This is a genomic window from Methylobacterium cerastii (assembly GCF_022179125.1).
Lineage (GTDB): Bacteria > Pseudomonadota > Alphaproteobacteria > Rhizobiales > Beijerinckiaceae > Methylobacterium > Methylobacterium cerastii.
This window is the reverse complement of sequence record NZ_BPQG01000137.1, coordinates 1-1,619: the sequence shown is the minus strand read 5'-3', so window position 1 is coordinate 1,619 and position 1,619 is coordinate 1. Positions and strand designations below refer to the sequence as shown.

General features: G+C 61.8%; 2 protein-coding genes. Both read right to left on the bottom strand.

Annotation, left to right across the window (positions count from 1 at the left end; genetic code table 11):
• Positions 1-197 precede the first annotated feature (197 nt).
• Entirely contained in the window at positions 198-992 is a 795-nt protein-coding gene (locus tag MFF13_RS26080; RefSeq protein ID WP_238273378.1) for a C1 family peptidase, read from the bottom strand.
• Positions 992-1,619, bottom strand: a 628-nt coding sequence (locus MFF13_RS26075) for a DUF4189 domain-containing protein (RefSeq protein WP_238273377.1), incomplete at its 5' end; no start/stop codon positions are given. The genes MFF13_RS26080 and MFF13_RS26075, both read right to left, overlap by 1 nt.

Sequence of the window (1,619 nt, the reverse complement as noted above, 5' to 3'; positions counted from 1 at the left end):
CCGGCCCAAGCCGGTGATCGTCGTGGCCCTCACCAAGCTACACCACGCCCAGGGACACGACCCCCGACCGCCTGGCACCGCGGGCCGTGAGATCGCATGCGCCCGATAGGAACGCCCGTTCGCGACCCAAAGGAGGCTTTGGGAACGACTGCTTACAGGCTACTCTCTGGAACAACAGCGAACGGCTGAAAAAAAGGTCAGTTCTCAATGATGTAGGCGTGGCGGACCTGCTGCGTCCAAATTTGGTACGACAGCCAAAAGCGACCGCTGTCACCCCATATCGTACCGGCAGAATTTTGAACCCGGAATGCCTGTCGCTCGTCGTCGTAGCCGATCACGACCATTACGTGGCCCAGCGTGCCCGGTCCATTCTCGACCACATTGAAGGTGTCACTCGTGCGTTGATGCGCGAACCGCGATCCAACGGACATGCCGTAGATTACGGGTGTGTCATTGGCGATCAAGGATTTCACGACATCGAGATTGGCCGCATCGACGGCAGCCCAGCTCTTGATACGATATTGAGCAGCATTGGCGAGTTCATCGGCTGTGGGTTTGCGACCACACCATCCGGGATCGAACGCATATTGTTCGATCGGTAAGGCGCCGACGTCTCGCAGTAGATTCAACGTGTCGCTTATCGATGACAACCCCATGCAGTGAGCTTCATTGGAGACCAAGTTATAGCTGAAGCTCGGGCTGAACGTCAGGTCCTGCTGGCGCGGGTTTTTGAGGCGTCGACGGAGCTGAGATGCGGCCGCATAGGTGACGGCCCAGGAGACACAGGTATTGCTGGGGCCCTGCGATCGTGGAGGCGGCATTCTCGGGGACAGGTCGAAACGCGGCGGCAGCACGCCCCGACCTGGAGCCTCCCGAATGAGTTTCACGCTTGATGTTTCATTATCGGGGTCCCAGCCTTGTGCGTGCCCTGCGTGTGGTGGAAGCAGCCACAGCGCCATGGGGACGACCAGCCCGACGATCCAGCGCGACATCACCGTGTTGGCTCTGTGCGGCGCTGCGGCAGGACGACCTGGTTGTTCACCGCGTAGAGGAAACAGGGAAACGGCGAGGTCTTGGCGTTGCAAGCAGTGAGGGCCGCTGCCTCAGCCTCCGCGACGCCAGCGCCGTTACGCGCAGTGAAAATGGCGCCGTTAGGCCGGACTGCCATCGCCTTGGGCTCGCTCATACCACCATATCTCTGCACGACGTCGTGCGCGCCATTGGGATCGGAGAGCGGGACCCGATCGGCCTGAAAGCGCCCTGCGTAGGACAGCCGCTCCATAGGCCGCAAAGGCGCTTGGCGCGGATCGGACGCCAGCAACGCCTCGTCCGAGGCGACAAGGGTGCAGGGACTCACGTAGCTTTGCTGGCAGCCTTCAAGCGCAAGCTGCTCTGCGACCGCGATTGAGCTGACTGAGTTCCACCAGAACGGGCGGCCTGATTTTGGCTCGACAGCGATGGCCTTCGGCGACTTCAGGGTCAGGTATCGCTCGACAGTCCTGCGATGCTCGTCACGAAGCCATGGCGCCTTCGTCAGATCGCCGGTTCGATCGAGCGCCTCGACGAGGCGGCCCTCGAAGCTCGCTGATCGCGCGGCTGGCTGGGTGGTCACCGCCGCG